Raw genomic sequence first — 17,359 nt, 5'->3', positions numbered from 1 at the left:
GTGCCGATCTGCCTTATCCCGCGACCTCCGGGCGCCATGTCCGTTGTGGGTTCCGCCAGTCGATCCCGTCGAGCATGTAGGCGAGTTGGGATCCCGAGATCACCACAGAGCCATCCGCCGGCGAGGGCCAGATGAACCGCCCGCGCTCCAGCCTTTTCGCGTAGAGCGACATACCGACCCCGTCGTGCCAGACGACCTTGAGCAGGTCACCTCGGCGCCCACGAAAGACGTAGAGATCACCGGCATAGGGATCACGCCCCAGCGACTGCTGCACCTGCAGCGCCAAGCCATTCATGCCGCGCCGCATGTCGGTGTGGCCCACGGCCAGCCAGACCCGCACACCCGTAGGAACCGGGATCATCCGCGCAACGCCGCCACCACGCGCCGCAGCACCGCCGAGCCGATCTCCTCGCCCACCCGGATCACCGTACCATTCGGCAGAGTAATCTCGATCCGCCCTCCACCAACCTCGCATCTCGCCCCGTCCGGGCCAGAGGGCGCTGAGGACGCGGCTGGCACACTCCCGCGCGGGGCGGGCACATCCGCCGTCACCTGCACCGGCACGAACATCGGCACCGGCTCGGGCGCCAGCGCCCCCTCCCGCACCTGCGTGCGCCAAGTCCACAGCACGCTCCGGCTCACCTCGTGCCGCCGCGCCACCTCAGCGAAGCGCGCCCCGGGCTCCCCGGCCTCCGCCACGATCCGCAGCTTGTCCTCAAGCCGCCAACGACGCCGCCGTTCAACCCCGGTGATGATCTCCATGCCTCGCTACCCCGATCTTAAAGACGCTCCTACGAACGTCGCTAAGATCAGAAGACAGGTTCAGCCGAGAGACGAAAGGCGGCCGTCGGCGGATGGGTACGGAGCACCGCGCCAAGCTCCACAGCACCAACCCCATCGAGCGCCTCAACGGCGAAATCAAGCGGCGCACCGACGTCGTCGGCATCTTCCCCAACGAAGCCGCCATCACCAGGCTCGTCGGCGCTCTGCTCCTCGAGCAGTCCGACGAATGGGCCACACAGCGGTCGCGCTACATGACGCTGGAGACCATCGGCGCTGTGAGCGATACTGCCCCCGTCAGCCTGCCCGCCGCGGCAGCCTGACACCGCGGCTCAGCCCGCTGAGGAGCGCCGCTCCTACACCACAGGGTGGGACACGATCGGATCAGCCTGCGCATGCCTCATTGCTGAGGACGCAAAGGAGGCCTCACAACCGGACAGCTAAACATGCCGTTCAACTGGATGCAGGGGCATGAGGATCCATGAATAAGGGCGGTGTAGCCACTTCTGTGAATTCGCCGCTGAACATCTTTTCTCTGACGGCATCACTTTCTTCGAAGGAGGAAAGGCTATTAAAATTTACATCGTTGAGCAACACGCCTACGATCCGGTGATGCAATTGCGGCGAGTTCGCTAATTTACGGGCAACTATGTGGCGGGAAGTCTGACCCCACCGCACCACTAAAAGAACATGTTCAAGGGCAGCCATGATAGCGCGTGCCTCGGCGCATGAGTCGACAGTGGGTATGTCGACAACCACTAGATCATACTCGCTGCACAGTTTCTCAAATGACGTAGCTATTTCGGCCGGCCGGAGGGCCGCAGTGCCCGAATGGGAATCTCCTGAATTCAGGCATAAGAAGTGAAGCTGCCCTGTCTGGAACCGCAGAAGCAATGAGACCGACATGTGGTGGCGCTGCAAGGCAGGATTTGCATCAGCTACGAACCGGGATGAGAGGTCGCTGCGTCGTAGATTGCCATCAACGAGTAGGACGGAGAGCCCCTCACTCGCTAGCAAGGTAGCAAGATTAGCTGCAACCGTTGTCTTGCCCTCTCGCGGAAGCACAGAGCCCACACCAACCACCGCGCCCTTCTCTGACCGCTCCGCAATGGCCACGTAAGCAGCACGCAAAGTATCGGCGAAGCGAGATTTCGGATGATCTATAGCGTATCGCATCTCCCGCGGGATGCTTTGTGCCACCGCCTTGCTAGGCGGCTTCCGGCGCAGGTGAGGCAAAAATCCGATGAATGGCAAGCCAAGAGTGCTACGCACTGACTGTGCCGTTCGGAAGCTGACGTCCAGGAGCTCTCGTATCCCGGCGATACCTGCCCCGAGCAGAAGGCCAGCCGCTACGCTGAGGAGAAGCACCATGCTCTTGCGGGGACGAGTAGGTTTGTCGGGCTCGGTTGCCGCAACGATCATCCGTCCCGCTGCAACGACACCAACCGGGTACCGAGCCATTGCTTGTAGCCGCAACGAGACCCCCTCCAGCTCGGTACGCAGTTGCTCGGCCCTGAAATCCAGCTCGCGCTTTGCAACAAGGGCCTGATCCGTGCTTCGGCCACCGCGAAATATGTGGGCGCTCTGCTGTTCAACAGCTGCGATTTCCTGCGCTAGATTCACGGAGCGGGCCTGTAGTTGAGCCAGTGCCTGACGGGTGCCTTCTTCCTGCACCTTCCGCTGGTTATCAATGAATGCAAAGCCGAAGGCATTAGCAACGTCTGCAGCGAGAGGTGCAGAGGCTGATCTGTAGCTGACCAAGAAGACATAGGTGCGCTCAAGGCGGCTGACACTAAGATTCCTTCTGAGTGTCTCAAGTTCCGACAGGTTTGTGTCGCCGCTAGCCGCTTGCCGCAGGCCAGCTAATTCAGCATCTTGGCGCAGCGCAGCCTTCTGGTCCGGCGATAGTGCTTGCAGCACGGCATCCAGGGTTATGTCAGCCGCGAGAAGCTCGACCTGTGTATCGACGCGAACTGCATCAACCGCAGCTTGCGATGCATCGGTCCCGCCGCCCACAAGCTGCGCCTCTCCCACAGCCAGCAGCCGCGCCGTCGCAGTATAGAGAGGCTGGGCAATCTGCAGGTAAGCCAAGCCAACAATCAGACTACCCGCAAGACTAGCGACGAGGAACCACTTCTGCCGCCTAGCCGCCGCGACGAGCCGCAGAACGTTTAGGGTCTCTTCCGGTTCGGGTCGAAGCCGGTATTGGCTATGAAGGCTCGCCGGCTCGATCCGTATGTCGCCTGAAGAGTATTCCGACCGCCCTGATGGTTCAGGCGAATGACGGAATCTAAGCATAACGAGGGTTGCCTCCAGTGCTCTGTCAATCTGGTCTGTTTGATGCCGGGTTCAGGTCGCGCACCGCTCCACCCGGGTGGGATGTAGCGACGGCTTCTAGCGGCGCAGCGCGGCCTGCTGGAGGAACCATTGATAGGTTGCCGCAACACCCTCTTCCAGCGGGATCTGGGGCCGCCAGCCGAGCTCCGTGAGCCTGGACACGTCCATACGCTTCAGCATGGTGCCATCGGGCTTGGATTGATCCCAGACAACCTTTCCTTCATAGCCTGTCACGGACGCGATTAACTCGGCAAGTTCAGCAATCGTAATATCGGTTCCGGTTCCAACATTGATAGTCTCGTCCTGCGAGTAGTTCTTCAAGAGGAACACGCAGGCATCAGCTAAATCGTCAACATGCAGGAACTCACGACGTGGACGGCCGGATCCCCAGCACACCACTTCCGAAAGATTGTCGAGCCGCGCGCGATGGAAGCGCTGCAGCAGGCCGGGCAGAACGTGGCTGCGTTCTGGGTGGAAATAGTCGTTAGGACCATACAGATTAGATGGCATCGCGCTAATGAAGTCGGCGCCATACTGCTTGCGGTAGGCCTCACATAGCTTCAGTCCGGCAATCTTGGCGACGGCATACCATTGGTTTGTGGGTTCGAGAGGGCCACTCAGCAATGCTGACTCGACAATTGGCTGTGGTGCCGCACCGGGATAAACGCAGGAGGATCCCAAAAATAGCAGTTTTCCGACTCGAGCCCTGAATGAAGCCTCGATGATATTCGACGCTATCATCAGGTTCTCGTACAGGAACTCTGCGGGATAGGTATCATTGGCCAGGATTCCGCCGACCTTCGCCGCCGCTACAATAACGACGTCGGGTCGGCTGTCCTGCAGGAACTTGCGAACATCCTGTTGCTCAATGAGATTGACATCGCGTCGATCGGCCGTGAGGACTGTGCACCCCTCATGTGACAAGCGCCGCATGCAGGCCGAACCCACCATCCCGCGATGGCCAGCAACAAAGACCCGGCGGCCGGCGATGGGGAAATGCATCAAGGCGCTCCATTCTCGGGGAGTTCGGCCGTAAGGGGTCGTAGCGCTCCCGGCTGCAGTGTCTTCATCGCCGCGACGTCGCTGTCAACCATCTCTGTGACGAGTTCCTGAAGGCTGATCCGCGGGAACCATGACAAGACCTCCTTCGCCTTCGATGGGTCGCCGACCAGCAGATCCACCTCGGTGGGACGGAAGTAAGCCTGGTCGATGCGCACAAGCACCTTTCCGGTATCCTCACACCGCCCCTCTTCCTCGACATGCGAGCCATGCCAGCCGATTTCGATGCCCACCCGGCGGAACGCAAGTTCAACGAAATGCCTAACGGTGTGACACTCTCCCGTTGCAAGAACGAAATCATCTGGAACAGGGTTCTGCACAATACGCCACATCCCTTCGACGTAATCGCGCGCGTGACCCCAATCTCTTTTGGCGTCAAGATTCCCGAGCCATAAGCAGTCCTGAAGACCCAGACTAATAGCCGCCGCAGCTCGAGTGATCTTGCGCGTCACAAAGGTCTCGCCGCGCCGAGGGCTCTCATGGTTGAATAGAATGCCGTTGGAAGCATGCATTCCGTAGGCCTCCCTATAGTTTACTGTCATCCAGTAGCCATACAGCTTGGCCACAGCATAGGGGCTACGCGGGTAGAAAGACGTTGTCTCGGACTGGGGTATGGCCTGCACCTTACCATAAAGTTCACTAGTTGAAGCCTGATAGAAGCGGGTCCGTTTTTCCATATTGAGGATGCGGATCGCTTCCAGCAGCCGCAGTGTGCCGAGCGCATCTGAGTTACCTGTGTATTCTGGTGCCTCGAAGCTAACTCGGACATGCGATTGTGCTCCGAGGTTGTAAATCTCGTCCGGCTGGGTTTCCTGAAGAATGCGGATCAGGTTTGTTGAATCGGTGAGATCACCGTAATGCAGCGAGAAGCGGAGCGGTCTTTCATGAGGATCCTGATATAGGTGGTCGACCCGTCCGGTATTGAAGGATGATGAGCGGCGCTTAATACCGTGGACCTGATATCCTTTCTGAAGCAAAAGCTCCGCAAGATAGGACCCATCCTGCCCCGTAACGCCCGTGATTAATGCAACCTTGGGTTTAGAAGCAGCGCCAGGCGCGTCCGCAGAATGCCCGCTCATATCGTCTCCTGATACCACATTTTGTCCTTTTTATATACTAATTGCTAAATCGATCACAGTTCTTTCCTTCACTCCTTTTTTTTGCAACTCATTTTTTGAGTCCGCAGCAACGGCATGCCTAGGCGGCGTGGACAAATTCCGATGAGCGCAGCAGCGCTCAGTCAGGGTTGTTCCGCCTAGCGGTTTTGACTGCCCAGCGGACGAGAAGGCCGACCCCGATGGCGATGACAGCGGAGGGTAGTAAGACTTGGGTCAGAAAGCCCTTCTTGCACGCGGTGTCCGGCACGCAGTCCACCAACGCATCGACAAGCAGCAGGAACATGAAGACAGGTACGCCCAGGACGGCGGAGGCTATACATCCCCAGCGGCCTTCGACCGTCGCCCCACCTTTATATCCACCATCGGTCATTGGCATTGGGTAGCCCAGTGCTCTCTATTCGCAAAGAGGCCCGTCCATCTTGATTCAAGAACCAGATTGACGCGAGCTGATGATATTGATTCAAGGCTGCTTTTTGGAGGCAGGCTTGAGCCGTGGCGATCTCACTGAAGCGGAATGGCGCGTCCTGAAGGATTTGCTGCCGATCGAGCCCGAGAACCGTGGTCGCGGCAGGCGTCCTGAACAGAACCGCTCTGTCATCAACGGCATCCTCTGGCGCCTCCGCTGCGGCGCTCCATGGCGTGACGTTCCACCAAAATACGGAAGCTGGAACACCATTTATCGACGGTTCCGGCGCTGGAGCGAGGCCGGTGTCTGGGAGACCGTGGCGGTAACACTCGCTGAGGTCATGGCAGACAGCGGCCATTACAGCATCGACAGCACCACCGTTCGCGCCCATGTCTCGGCAGCGGGCGGAAAAGGGGGACTCATCGACGCGCTCTTGGCCGCTCGCGGGGCGGGTTCACTAGTAAGCTTCACTGCCTGGCTGATGCCCTCGGACGACCGCTCGCCTTCCATCTGACGGTTGGCGAAGCGGCAGATTGCAAGGCATATGACGCTCTGATCGGCTTGCCCGAACACGCGCCCGATGCCCTGCTCGCCGACAAGGGGTACGATGCAGACGCCATCCGTGCTGATCTGGCGGAACGGAAGATCAAGGCTGTCATACCCGGTCGGTCAAATCGCCGTGTGAGGATCGAGCATGACCGGGTCCTCTACAAACAACGTAACCGCATCGAGCGCATGTTCGGCCACCTGAAGATCAACCGTGCCATCGCCACCCGCTACGATCAACTGGCCAACAGCTTCCTCGGCATGGTCCATCTCGCCACCGCCAGATACTGGCTCAAATTTGTCCACGCCGCCTAGGCGCCGCGGCAGGCTCTTCGTTCATTTAGCGAGCATGCGTGAAAGAGGCAGGCGGTAGTGACAAATAGTAGCGACATCCACCATGCAGGCACGGCCCGCCAGGCGCCGATCAAGCACATGCTTTTACGATTACGCGGCCCAGTTCTCGCCGTCCTCGATCAGGCCCTCTATGCCTTATCGAACCTGATGCTGCAGGTGCTGGTCGCGCGCTCTGTAACGGAGGATGCCTTCGGGGCCTTCACGGTGGCAACCAGCCTCTTCGTCATCCTCGCCATGGCTCATCAAACTATCCTTGTCGAACCGATGTTTGTACTCGGCCCGAGGCACTATTCCCGCGAACTGGGTCGTTACTACGACATATTGCGCGGGCGCTGGTCAGCCGGCGCGGGGTTGGGTGCTATGATGCTCTGCCTGTTGTCCGCTTGGGCATTCCGTCAATGGGAAAGTACAGAGATCGCATTATGCATGATCGCCTACGCGCTGGCAGCACCTCTTATCCTCTATTTTTGGCTGATGAGGCGGATGGCGTTCGCCTTGCTGCGGATCGATTTAGCCGTGATCGCCAACGGGATCTATTGTACTATCATGCTACTCAGCTTGGCCGGCTTCATGCTTGTCGGCTTGGCGAATGCCTATAGTGGCATTGCCCTTTCCGCCGCCGCATCACTGGTGGGGGCGCTGATCATCCGGATGCGGCTGCCGTGGCCGCAGCGAGGCCAAGATCAGCCGGGCGGCGTCTTCCGTGAACATCTTCAATATGGCAGGTGGGCCTTCGGAAGTGAGGTTCTCAGTTGGGGAATCGCGAATTGCGCCATGCTTATCCTTCCTATTTGGATGGGCCTCGCCACTTCCGCTTTGCTCCGGATCCTGATCCTGCTCTTTATGCCAATGCTACAGATTTGCTCTGTGATGGCACTGCTGCTGCTGCGGCGTTCCGCTAAAGCTTCCCCTGAGATATCCCAATCCCGCGGTGCCTTACGCCACTGCCTGATCTTCCTCGCCGCCGGCTCCGCCTACGGCATCGGCGTCGTGCTGCTGGCGCCGCCGCTCATCCCATTGGTGTTCGGATCGCAGTACGTGGTGGAGCCTGGTTGGATTCTCCTGGCGGCGGTTTCTGGCGCCTTCACGGTGGGTGCGCAGCCGCTGTTTACCGCATTGAGAGCTGCTGAAAGGCCCCGTGACGTGATGATCGCGCACATGGTGGCATTCATTCTGATCATAAGCCTCCTATATGGATTAGAAGATGCGGGCATTGCCGGGGCTTTGATAGCTCAAACCGTCGGGTGGCTCGCGGCGATGCTTTCAGCAATTTTCTTCCTCGCCCGATTGGATAGGCACTTGGCGTAGGAAGCCCTCAGAGATGGTGAGTTCGCCTAGAGGGCGGCATGCGCGCCTCTGGAAACGCCATGACCGCCTAGTGCAATGCGCTCCCCTACTCGTATCATGTTTCGATTTAGTAACTTATAGTTGCTGTTTTGCCGTTCGAGCTCTTCTAGAGCAGTTTCCGCGTTCACCGATTCAGAAGAGGATTCCCTTCTGCGGCGGGATGTGATTCGCTTTTCCTCCTGCGAGGGAGGACAGGATGGCCCGAGCCTACAGCCAGGATCTCCGGACGCGTGTGCTCGACGCAACGGCACGCGGGATGTCGGCACGGCAGGCCGCAGCCCATTTCGGAGTGGGTGTGGCAACAGCCGTTGTGTGGGTACGGCGAGCGCGGGATGAGGGTGAGACGGCGGCACGCCGCCAGGGGCAGCCCAGAGGCTCCAAGCTTGATGGGCAGGCCGATTTCCTGCTCGACCTGGTCGCCGTCAGGCCCCTCATTACCCTCCGCGAGATGCAGCAGCGGCTGCATGACGAGCGCGGCCTCTCGGCGGGGATTGGCACGCTCTGGCGCTTCTTCGCGGCACGGGCGATCACCTTCAAAAAAAACCGCGCACGCCGCCGAGCAGGACCGGCCGGACATCGCCGCGGCCCGCGAAGCCTGGTTCGATCGGCAGCCTGACTTTCATCCTGATCGCCTGGTGTTCATCGATGAAACCGGTGCCAGCACCAAGATGGCGCGACTGCGGGGCCGTGCCCCACGTGGCGAGCGCCTGCGTGCAGGCGTGCCGCACGGACATTGGAAGACCACCACCTTCGTCGCCGGTCTCCGCCTCACAGGCCTGACCGCGCCTATGCTGCTCGATGGGCCCATGACCGCGCAGGCCTTCCAGGCCTATGTCGAGAAGGTCCTCTGTCCAACCCTGTGCGCCGGCGACACCGTCATCCTGGACAACCTGGCTGCGCATAAGCGCCACGAGGCCCGCCGGGCTATCGAGGCCACGGGTGCGTCCCTGCTGTTCCTTCCGCCCTACTCGCCGGACTTCAATCCAATCGAGAATGCCTTCTCCAAGCTGAAGGCGCTCCTGCGCAAGGCGGCGGAGCGCACCCTGGACGGGCTCTGGGCCACCATCGGCCAACTCCTCGATGCCTTCACACCAGCAGAATGCGCCAACTACTTCACCGCCGCCGGATATGAGCCGGAGTAGATGGAAAATGCTCTAGAGCGGTTTTCGATCAGGCTGCATCGTACCCTGCGGCGGCGAAGTAGTTGGTGCATTCAGTGGGCGTGAAGGTGTCGATGATCCGGCCGATAGCGTTCCAGAGGTCCTCGACACTGCGCTCGGCGGCCTTGCGGAGGCTGGCCTTCAGCTTGGCGAAGGCGTTCTCGATGGGGTTGAACTCGGGGCTGTAGGGCGGGAGATAAAGCAGGCTTGCCCCGGCGGCTTCGATTGCAGCCCTGACGCCCGCGCCCTTGTGGCTGCCCAGGTTGTCCATGATGACGATGTCACCGGGCGCCAGTTCGGGTACCAGCACCTGGTCGACGTAGGCTTGGAAGGCGGCGCCGTTGATCGGCCCGTCGAGCACCATTGGCGCGACCATGCCGCTATTCCGCAGCCCAGCGATAAAGGTCGTGGTCTTCCAGTGCCCGTGCGGAATTGCGGCCCGCAGCCGTTGGCCACGACGTGCTCGACCATGGGTGCGCGCCATCTTCGTCGACGCCCAGGTTTCATCGATAAACACCAGGCGGTCCGGTTCGAGATCGGGCTGGCCCTCGAACCAGTCCCAGCGCCGTTTCAGGATGTCCGGACGGTCCTGTTCCGCGGCATACGCCGTCTTTTTTTGCGCGTGATCTGGCGCCGCTGAAAGAACCGCCAGATCGTCGTGATGCCTGCCGCCACACCGGCCCTGGCGAGCTCAGCCCGGATCTCCGTCAGCGCGATGTCAGACTTCCGCTCGACGAGCGCCAGGATCAGCGCTGCGTGGGCTTCGATGTGCGAGGACCGGCGGTCGCCGCCCAGCGGTCCGGGTGCGACTGACCCCGCTTCCCGCGACAGAGCGCGCCAGCGGATTGCGCTGGAGGCACTCACCCCGAAGCGGGCTGCCGCCGCCCGGCAGGATGCTCCTGCCGCCATTGCCGCCACCACTCGCTCGCGCAGATCCACCGACAGCGCTTTCGACATGCCCGTCGCCCCTCCAATACCAGGGCAACTGAATCACCTTCCGCCCGGCGCCGGGATCACAAGCGATTCAGTCAGGCCGAAAACCGCTCTAGGTTGTATTTTCTAGTTACACTCCCGCGTGGCGGATAATATTTCTTCGGCTTTCGCTAAATAGTTAAGTATTGAACCTATTTTAGGTAAATAAAATGTGAAACGAGGCCGAAATATTGCGGCGCACGCAACCTTTGTATTATCCCCGATACAGAAGTAGCCCCCCCTCGCCGGGCGACGTTCACTTCCATAGCGCGGACGATAAATTCAAAGGAGCGTGCGTTGCACGATTCGATGTCTGCTGGCTACGCCAGTACGCCTCCGGAGATTGCTTCCAAGCAGCCGCCCTGCGGGTTTCCCAGCGAAAGCGCGATTTCACCACCCCGCTTCGATGTCCTCGCAACGTCCATCAGCATCGTCAATCCGGCGCTCTTCTGCGACACCGTCGACGCGTTTTTCGCCATGAAAGAACGTCAGCCGGGTGCCTATGTCGTGTTTCGAGACGTACACGGTGTTGTCCGCGCTATCGACGAGCCACGGCTTCAAGAAGCGCATCGTAAGGCTCTCATAGTGGCGCCAGACGGGCTACCACTCGCATGGCTGGGTCATATTCGCGGCCATCGCGGCATCCAACGCGTTTGCGGTCCCGATACCCTGCCCCTGATGTGCGCTCATGGTCTTACCAAGGGCCGACGGCACGTTTTCGTCGGCGGAACGCCGGAGACGCTCGCCGCCCTCGCGAAAAACCTTGAAGCACGCTTCCCCGGCCTCATTATCGCGGCTCTCATCTCGCCACCGTTCCGGGCGTTGAGCGAGGACGAGACACTGGATCTCGTGCGGCGCATCAACGATGCGAAGCCTGACTTTATCTGGGTTGGCCTTGGTTCGCCAAAGCAGGACCTGTGGATGCTGGACCACGCGAGGCAGTTTCCTGGAGCGTTGTGCATGGGTGTCGGAGCGGCATTTGATATGCACGCTGGCCACGTCAAACGTTGCCCAGACTGGTTACAAAGCCTTGGACTTGAGTGGTCCTACAGGGCAGCTCAGGAGCCCGGCCGGTTGCTGAAACGCTATCTGTCAGTCGTTCCAAGATTCCTGTGGCTGCTGACAACTGAATCGCTTCGGCGCCGTGGGGCAACTGTAGAGATCGGCAGGTAGATATGCGCAGATCTTCGTCAGAAGCATGCCGTGGTGTGCGGTTCGATGAACATCAGGCGGCTTGCAAGCCCGCCAGTCAAAACCGAGACGTGCTCCCATGGTGTAGCTCCCCACTGTTCAAGAAATCAGCCGATCTATTGATATCGATCTTACTCCTCTTCTTCCTTTCGCCACTGATGCTGCTCATTGGCGTGGCCGTGCGCCTAAATAGCCCCGGCCCAATCTTCTTCGTGCAGGAGCGGTACGGCCTGAATGGCAAGGTCATCAAGGTCTTCAAGTTCCGCACCATGAAGAGTGATTGCGAGGACAGGCTAGGTACTAAGCAAGCATCCGCTAATGATCCGAGAATAACGGGCGTCGGTACGATCCTTCGAAAGACAAGCCTAGATGAGTTGCCACAGCTCTTCAATGTCATCCGCGGCGACATGGCCCTTGTCGGCCCACGACCGCATGCTTTGGGCATGCGGGTTGAAGGCCATCTCAATCACGAAGTGGTTCCAGCCTATTTCGATCGGTACCGGGTCAAACCAGGCATGACAGGTCTCGCTCAGATTAACGGCTTGCGTGGAACTGCGGATACGGCTGACCACCTTCTGAGTCGATTTAGGTATGATATTGAGTACATAGAGCGACAGTCGTTGTTGTTTGATATCCAGATCATGGCCAGGACGGCATGGATGCTGTTGAGCGTTGACAACCTGAAAAGTGAACGACCGGCTCGATCGATCGGCGAAGACAAACTGAATCCTCGCTTGATCTCCCACAGCCCGGTGGAACAGTGATGTCGGGGGACAACTGAGCGTGCTATCACTCGACATTGTGCGGGCTGCGGCCATTTTACTTGTTACTAATTCGCATCTTGAGGCTTTTCTGCCATGGCCTGCGCTAGCAACGGGCGGCATGCTCGGAAACGGTCTATTTTTCTTTGCTTCCGGCTTCGCAGTCACTCTCGCATTGCGGCGGGCGGGGCACGGTTTCGGCGCCTGGTATGCTAGGCGCATAAAAAGGATCTTTATCCCTTACCTGTTGATTGCGGTTCCTCTGCTGTTCCTAGGGTGGAAAGCGGTATCTGACGTCGAGGATTTGTTGTGGTTTCTGCTGGCGCCACGAGAGTTCTGGTTTCTTCCCGCGATAGCTATACTCTACATCCCTTCATATTGGTTGATCCGTCATGCTTCCCTGCGCAGCACACGGATCGTGTTGTTTTCGAACCTCGCTACATTTGTTGTTGTTGCTCCATTCTTTGCAGATCTTAGTCAATGGAGCATTGAGCAGAACGCCCCGCTGAAGACCTTCTTCTACTTCAGCCTGATGACGGCGGGCATCCTCAAGGCGAGACTTCCGGAGCCTAGCCACCATTCGCTACTACCAGCCTTAACGCGACTGGCGACGGCGACGGCCCTTTACTTTGGCTTCCTGGCATTCCTTGCCTACACTGACATGTTCGAGATTCAGGCACTCGCACATCTTCTATCCTTCATCTGGGTTCTATCTGCATTCGATGTCGCAGCGCATCCTGAAGTGGAGAAGATTTTTCGGCGCTACCTGAATAGTTCTATAATCTTCCTTAGCCGGACAACATTGCAGATCTACCTCGTGCAGGTTCCACTCGTCACCCTGAGCAGTCTCCGGGATTGGCCATTTCCGCTGAACATTCTATTTCTGCTCACGTCGATCATCGTGTTGGCAGCGGTACTCGCCTATCTGGCCAAGCATTTCCTGGACAGATTGGGGACGAGGTGGTTTAGAACTGCGTAGTAGAACAAGCATGCCCGATACGTCATCGAACCCGACCCCTGCCCTGGCCGCTACATGCGGAGCAGGAGCTGGAGCTGTGCCCGCGCCCATCCTGCTTTCCGCCTTTGCATGCGATCCCCGAACAGGGTCCGAACCTTATGTGGGTTGGCAATGGACCCTAATGCTCGAGCACGATTTTGATCTTCATGTCCTGACCCGATCGTACAGTCGGAAGCTTATTGAAACCGAACCACCACGGGAGAATGTGCGCTTTCATTATTTCGATCTGCCATTCTGTAGCGGCTTCAATCATCATTGGCGATTCATCAAGTTATACTACTGTTGTTGGCAGCTGGCGGTTCTGCCTTATGTCCTTACACTGCATCTGCGTACCCGCTTCGCCATTATGCAGCATCTCACCTACAACAATTTGGATGTGCCGGGTTTTCTCTGGCTGTGTCCCGGGACGCGCTTTGTGTGGGGTCCTGTCGGGGGCGGTCAAGTTCCGCCAGCTAGCTTGCGCGCGATCTACGGAAGAAACTGGTGGAAGGAGCGACTGAGGGCGCTTCTGAAAGCTTCAGCTCGCTATAATCCGCTGGTACGCTTGGCTTTGAGACGCGCTCGCCACGTGTTCTTTGCCAATGAGGAAACAGCCCAGCGCGTTGCTGATCTGCCCCGCGCATGGTCGATCATGCTGGAGACGGCGATTGACGAGGGCAAATCAGGATTGCCGCTTCCCGCTTCTCGGCCGGGCCGTCCGGTGCAGATCCTGTGGCTAAGCCACGTCTTCCCGCGAAAGGGTCTTGCGTTGGCCATCGATGCCTTCACCGAGGCTTGCCGAAAGGCGGGCGATAGTTATGACATGAAGCTGGTGGTTGTCGGCGATGGCCCGGCCCTACCCCAGGCTCGCCTGCAGGCGGAGCGGTCGGCAGCCAAGGACCACATCGCCCTGCTTGGCGCCGTTGACCACGATGTGGTTCAGGCTTTGATGCGTTCGGCAGATGTCTTTCTGTTCACTAGCGTTCAGGATACGTCAGGTAATGTTATCCTTGAGGCGATGATCAATGGCGTGCCGGTGGTCGCGCTAGATCACCAGGGCGCTAAATCGATCACTGCTCATCAAGGAAGCATCCTTGTTCCTGTCGGCTCCTATGCGGACACCGTGTCCGGTATTGCAGCAGCCATCAACGCACTAGCGGAGGATCCGCATCGGCGGCACGTTCTCGGCATGGCCGCAAAACAAAGGGCGGTTGAGCAGCATACCTGGCGCTCGAAGCGGAAGCAGGTTCAGACGTTGTATCAGGCGTTGCTGAAATAAATAGCGACGGCGGACCTGCGCTGTTCTGGTCTGTCTTCGTGCAACGGATAGGCTGCATGGGTTTGGAGTTCACTGGTGCCCTTTGCGGTGTAGGTCGGCGGCAGATCCCTATGCTCGCAATAGCTGCCACGCTGCAGAGGCAGGCAAAGGCGCAGTCTCGTGTCGGTCAACTTGCGGCGGGAGGGCGCTATCCGCAATTCCTGAGTGGATCTGTCCGAAGCCTACTCAGCCGGGTTCAGCATCATGCCCGTGATACAATGGCTGGGGCCTCCTTCCTTTACCTCAACCACTTCGGCAGCGCGGAAGCTTCGCCAGGCCAAACGGCCAGACTTTACGTTTGGGTGGAGTATCCGAGCGGCCATTTTTATCAACTGACTTTCGCCGGACAACTCTCGGCATATCTACAGGATGGCGCGGAGCGACTCTCCGATCCTCTGCCCGTTAGCATTCCGGCCGGTGCGCGCTTCTGGGAATGGACTTATTATGAAGGCACGACTGGCGTGCTGTTCTGCATGACGAATAATCAGGTGGACGCGGCTATTTTGGGCGAACCGGTACCGCCGCGATGGCCTGTTCCCGGCATGGCGCCATCATCCCGGGTCTACGGCGCTACAGCAATCATCGGCGTCACCGATCGCCCCGCTATTTTACTTCTTGGCGACAGCCGTGCTGCGGGGACAATGGGCGGATCAATCGGCAACGATGGCGGTAATGTCCTGCCTTCCATCAGCAGAGATTTCGCGTTTATCAATGCAGCAGTTCCAGGTGAGACACTCTGGCAGGCACTCACGGCAGCGAACCACCGGCGTTCACTGGCGAGGTTTTGCTCTCACGTCGTGATATCAGGCGGCGTCAATGATTTGATGGGCACAGATGCCCAACAGGTCATTGAAACTGTCACGCGCCTGGTTGCCACCTTTCCGCTGCCGGTGTTCCTCGTTACCGTCGAGCCTTTCTCCTCTGGGGGCTTCCAGGCGGCTGATGGAGGCGACCAGGTTATCAACCCAATTTTCGAAGCCCGGCGCCGGCTCTACAATCAGGCTGTCCGGGACGGCATTCCTGGGGCGGCCGGGTATTTCGACATTGCGAGCTTGGCTGAACTGCCTGGACATCCGGGAAAGTGGCGACCGGGCCTGACGGAGGACGGTTTGCATGGAAATGGCGAGTTCGCACGACATGTCGTATCCAGCCGAGTTATTTCGGCAGAGGTTTTCCGCCGGTAGGACAATGCGCACTGCTCGCGAGCCTTTGGCGTGCGAGTGACGTAGTCAGGGGATAGGGAATGAGTGTCTGGGTTGCAGCTAAGCGTCGTCTGTTTGTACGTGGGCCTGTCCGGATCGGGCGGGATTTTCACCTTGGTGCGCTATCGTGGATATCTGCATCGTTGTCTCTCGACATTGGTGATGACGTTTATGTGGGAAAGATGTGCACGATCCAATGCAATGGGCGGATCGGAAGCGGTGTTCTGATCGCGAACCAGGTCGGCATCGTCGGACGCATGGATCACGATTTCCGGCAGATCGGTACCAACATCCGGCGGGCGCGATGGATCGGCGCGGACCTTTCCCTGCAGACTGATTCACGCAATGCCGTCGATATCCGTGACGATGTCTGGGTTGGCTATGGTGCCATTATTCTCAGCGGGGTCGTGATCGGACGGGGGGCCATCATCAGTGCCGGTGCAGTCGTCCGCTCCGATGTGGCCGCTTACGACATCGTGGCAGGCAACCCCGCGGCCCCAGTTGGCCGGCGCTTCGCCCCGCAGCAAATTATCGAGCATGAGGCCATGCTACGGAAGCGTGGCCGAACTGCCCAGAACGCCTAGAAGCGTCTTCTGGACACTTCGAAATACCTCGCTGCTAGTGCGCTGAGGTGATTCACTGGCTCCGGTCAGCGGAGGCAGTGGCGATGGCGGGTCAGCCTGGCTTCTTCGATGTCGATGAGCGGTATGCGGCCCTCTCTGCCGCCGGCGATCCGCTGGAACGTCTTGCGGCCGCGGTCGGCTTCGAGGTCTTCCGGCCCGTGCTGGAGGCGGCGCTGGCGCGGTCGGATCGCAGCCGCGGTGGTCGCCCGCCCTATGACGCGGTGCTGATGTTCCGCATCCTGGTGCTGCAGGCGCTCTACAGCCTCTCCGACGAGCAGACCGAGTTCCAATTGCGGGACCGGCTGTCCTTCATGCGCTTCGCAGGTCTCGGCCTGCACCAGGCAGTGCCCGACGCCAAGACGATCTGGCTCTATCGCGAGCAGCTCAAGCAGGCGGGTGCCATCGAAGGGCTGTTCCGCCGCTTCGACGCGGTGCTGGTCGAGCAAGGCTATTTGGCCATGGGCGGGCAGATCATCGACGCGACCCTGATCGCCGCGCCACGCCAGAAGCTCACCCTCGATGAGAAAGCCACTATTCGTGAGGGCAACACGCCGACGCACTGGTCAAAGGCCAAGCGGGCGCAGAAGGATCGCGACGCGCGTTGGACGCTCAAGCGCGGCAGAACCAAACCCAAACCAGAAGGTGCGCAGCGCCAAGCCATTCAGATCGCGGTGCCGGTTTTTGGCTACAAGAGCCATATCGGCATCGACCGGCGGTACGGGCTGATCCGCCGCTGGACGGTCACTGATGCCGCCCAGCACGACAGCCGTAGCTTTCCTGCCCTGCTCGATCCCGAGAACACGGCCAGCCGCGTCTGGGCGGACACGGCCTACCGCACGAAGCGCAATCTGGAAGCGCTGGAACGGCGCGGGCTGAGCGAGCGCATCCTGTTCCGCAGACCGCCACGGCGCGAACTCCCTGAGCAGCAGGCGAAAGCCAATGCATCACGCGCCCGGATCCGCTCCGGCATCGAGCATGTCTTTGCCGCCCAGAAACACCGCATGGCGCTGTTCGTCCGCACCATCGGCCTGGCCCGGGCCCAGGTGAAGATCGGCATCGCCAACTTGGCTTACAACTTCACCCGCCTGGCCTGGCTCAGCGCCCGAGCTGCGCCCGCATAACCCCACAGCGTCCACGAAGGGCAGAACCCGCCGCCCAAAGCCGGTGACCCAGCCGGGTCAACAGGGG

Annotated in this window: 16 protein-coding genes and 1 pseudogene; 11 read left to right on the top strand and 6 right to left on the bottom strand. The window is 59.5% G+C overall.

Annotation, left to right across the window (positions count from 1 at the left end; translation table 11 throughout):
• Positions 1-13: 13 nt before the first annotated feature.
• Both tnpB and tnpA read right to left on the bottom strand, forming a co-directional pair.
• Positions 14-361, bottom strand: a complete 348-nt coding sequence (tnpB, locus tag ACF3NH_RS21305) for an IS66 family insertion sequence element accessory protein TnpB (RefSeq protein ID WP_422925488.1) — start codon at positions 359-361, stop codon at positions 14-16.
• On the bottom strand, positions 358-762 hold the full coding sequence (gene tnpA / locus ACF3NH_RS21300; protein ID WP_422925486.1) for an IS66-like element accessory protein TnpA: 405 nt from the start codon (positions 760-762) through the stop codon (positions 358-360). Before tnpA ends, tnpB begins: the two co-directional genes overlap by 4 nt.
• Positions 763-866: 104 nt before the next feature.
• Between tnpA and ACF3NH_RS21295 the strand changes: the two are divergent.
• Positions 867-1,103: pseudogene (locus ACF3NH_RS21295) on the top strand (transposase); the annotation flags it as partial.
• Between the two features lie 130 nt (positions 1,104-1,233).
• Here ACF3NH_RS21295 and ACF3NH_RS21290 read toward each other — a convergent pair.
• From ACF3NH_RS21290 to gmd, 3 genes are all read right to left on the bottom strand, one after another.
• On the bottom strand, positions 1,234-3,078 hold the full coding sequence (locus ACF3NH_RS21290) for a nucleotide-binding protein (protein WP_422925794.1): 1,845 nt from the start codon (positions 3,076-3,078) through the stop codon (positions 1,234-1,236).
• 96 nt (positions 3,079-3,174) lie between these two features.
• Positions 3,175-4,119 (bottom strand): GDP-L-fucose synthase, encoded by a 945-nt coding sequence (gene fcl, locus ACF3NH_RS21285; RefSeq protein WP_422925792.1) that lies wholly within the window; start codon positions 4,117-4,119, stop codon positions 3,175-3,177.
• Positions 4,119-5,255: a GDP-mannose 4,6-dehydratase gene (gene gmd / locus ACF3NH_RS21280; protein ID WP_422925790.1), complete on the bottom strand. Its 1,137-nt coding sequence runs from the start codon at positions 5,253-5,255 to the stop codon at positions 4,119-4,121. Before gmd ends, fcl begins: the two co-directional genes overlap by 1 nt.
• Positions 5,256-5,779: 524 nt before the next feature.
• Here gmd and ACF3NH_RS21275 point away from each other — a divergent pair.
• The 3 genes from ACF3NH_RS21275 (at position 5,780) to ACF3NH_RS21265 (ending at position 9,089) form a co-directional block, all read left to right on the top strand.
• Positions 5,780-6,561 (top strand): IS5 family transposase gene (locus ACF3NH_RS21275; RefSeq protein ID WP_422925811.1). Its coding sequence is split into 2 segments (ribosomal slippage): positions 5,780-6,104 and positions 6,104-6,561, totalling 783 coding nucleotides; the frame shifts between segments, so codons are not numbered across the junction.
• A gap of 57 nt (positions 6,562-6,618) precedes the next feature.
• Positions 6,619-7,908, top strand: coding sequence for a lipopolysaccharide biosynthesis protein (locus ACF3NH_RS21270; RefSeq protein WP_422925788.1), 1,290 nt, complete (start codon positions 6,619-6,621; stop codon positions 7,906-7,908).
• 235 nt (positions 7,909-8,143) lie between these two features.
• A protein-coding gene (locus tag ACF3NH_RS21265) for an IS630 family transposase (protein ID WP_198368402.1) occupies positions 8,144-9,089 on the top strand; the annotation gives its coding sequence in 2 pieces (ribosomal slippage) (positions 8,144-8,484 and positions 8,483-9,089; 948 coding nt in all).
• A gap of 28 nt (positions 9,090-9,117) precedes the next feature.
• Here the strand turns inward: ACF3NH_RS21265 and ACF3NH_RS21260 are convergent.
• A protein-coding gene (locus tag ACF3NH_RS21260) for an IS630 family transposase (RefSeq protein ID WP_422925786.1) occupies positions 9,118-10,064 on the bottom strand; the annotation gives its coding sequence in 2 pieces (ribosomal slippage) (positions 9,118-9,716 and positions 9,716-10,064; 948 coding nt in all).
• A 312-nt stretch (positions 10,065-10,376) separates the two neighbouring features.
• On the opposite strand from ACF3NH_RS21260, the gene ACF3NH_RS21255 reads away from it, so the two are divergent.
• From ACF3NH_RS21255 to ACF3NH_RS21225, 7 genes are all read left to right on the top strand, one after another.
• Complete coding sequence (locus ACF3NH_RS21255) at positions 10,377-11,252, top strand: WecB/TagA/CpsF family glycosyltransferase (protein WP_422925784.1); 876 nt, start codon at positions 10,377-10,379, stop codon at positions 11,250-11,252.
• Between the two features lie 35 nt (positions 11,253-11,287).
• Positions 11,288-12,034 carry a sugar transferase gene (locus ACF3NH_RS21250; RefSeq protein ID WP_422925782.1) on the top strand — a complete coding sequence of 249 codons (747 nt, stop codon included), beginning with the start codon at positions 11,288-11,290 and terminating at the stop codon, positions 12,032-12,034.
• Positions 12,035-12,053: 19 nt separating this feature from the next.
• Positions 12,054-13,010, top strand: coding sequence for an acyltransferase family protein (locus ACF3NH_RS21245; protein ID WP_422925780.1), 957 nt, complete (start codon positions 12,054-12,056; stop codon positions 13,008-13,010).
• 76 nt (positions 13,011-13,086) lie between these two features.
• Positions 13,087-14,307 carry a glycosyltransferase family 4 protein gene (locus ACF3NH_RS21240; protein WP_422925778.1) on the top strand — a complete coding sequence of 407 codons (1,221 nt, stop codon included), beginning with the start codon at positions 13,087-13,089 and terminating at the stop codon, positions 14,305-14,307.
• Between the two features lie 341 nt (positions 14,308-14,648).
• Positions 14,649-15,530 carry an SGNH/GDSL hydrolase family protein gene (locus tag ACF3NH_RS21235; RefSeq protein WP_422925776.1) on the top strand — a complete coding sequence of 294 codons (882 nt, stop codon included), beginning with the start codon at positions 14,649-14,651 and terminating at the stop codon, positions 15,528-15,530.
• A 59-nt stretch (positions 15,531-15,589) separates the two neighbouring features.
• Positions 15,590-16,132, top strand: coding sequence for an acyltransferase (locus ACF3NH_RS21230; protein WP_422925774.1), 543 nt, complete (start codon positions 15,590-15,592; stop codon positions 16,130-16,132).
• Positions 16,133-16,215: 83 nt separating this feature from the next.
• Positions 16,216-17,292, top strand: coding sequence for an IS5 family transposase (locus tag ACF3NH_RS21225; RefSeq protein WP_422922789.1), 1,077 nt, complete (start codon positions 16,216-16,218; stop codon positions 17,290-17,292).
• Positions 17,293-17,359: the final 67 nt, after the last annotated feature.

Origin of the sequence: Pseudoroseomonas sp. WGS1072 (genome assembly GCF_049340465.1) — a bacterium.
In the GTDB taxonomy this organism is placed as follows: Bacteria; Pseudomonadota; Alphaproteobacteria; order Acetobacterales; family Acetobacteraceae; genus Pseudoroseomonas.
This window is presented reverse-complemented; position numbering and strand designations above follow the sequence as displayed.

Coding starts and splice junctions, on each gene's coding strand:
- ACF3NH_RS21225 (WP_422922789.1), top strand. CDS start 16,216: ATGGCGGGTCAGCCTGGCTTCTTCGATGTCGATGAGCGGTATGCGGCC.
- tnpB (WP_422925488.1), bottom strand. CDS start 361: ATGATCCCGGTTCCTACGGGTGTGCGGGTCTGGCTGGCCGTGGGCCAC.
- gmd (WP_422925790.1), bottom strand. CDS start 5,255: ATGAGCGGGCATTCTGCGGACGCGCCTGGCGCTGCTTCTAAACCCAAG.
- ACF3NH_RS21290 (WP_422925794.1), bottom strand. CDS start 3,078: ATGCTTAGATTCCGTCATTCGCCTGAACCATCAGGGCGGTCGGAATAC.
- tnpA (WP_422925486.1), bottom strand. CDS start 762: ATGGAGATCATCACCGGGGTTGAACGGCGGCGTCGTTGGCGGCTTGAG.
- fcl (WP_422925792.1), bottom strand. CDS start 4,119: ATGCATTTCCCCATCGCCGGCCGCCGGGTCTTTGTTGCTGGCCATCGC.
- ACF3NH_RS21230 (WP_422925774.1), top strand. CDS start 15,590: ATGAGTGTCTGGGTTGCAGCTAAGCGTCGTCTGTTTGTACGTGGGCCT.